This window comes from Falsiroseomonas sp. HW251, from assembly GCF_050563545.1.
Classification (GTDB): domain Bacteria; phylum Pseudomonadota; class Alphaproteobacteria; order Acetobacterales; family Acetobacteraceae; genus Falsiroseomonas.
Window position 1 is genome coordinate 1 of record NZ_JBNXUM010000130.1, and the last position, 236, is coordinate 236.

At 73.3% G+C, this 236-nt stretch carries 1 pseudogene; it reads left to right on the top strand.

Features of this window, described 5'->3' with window-relative positions:
• Positions 1-236: pseudogene (locus tag ACLF3M_RS35490) on the top strand (IS630-like element ISSpo6 family transposase); the annotation flags it as partial.

Here is a 236-nt window from a genome sequence, read left to right on the forward strand (position 1 = left end):
AAAGCGCTGATGGCCGCGGAGCTCGCGCGCCCCGACGTCGCCGCGCGGCGCAAGGAGTGGATCGAGCAGCGCCAGCCCCGCATGCGACGCGAGCCCGGCCGCCTCGTCTTCCTCGATGAGACCGCCGTCAACACCAAGATGACACGCCTGCGTGGCCGCGCTCGCCGCGGCCAGCGTCTGCGCGCGCGTGCTCCCTATGCCAGGTGGGGCACGCAGACCTTCATCGCCGGGCTGCG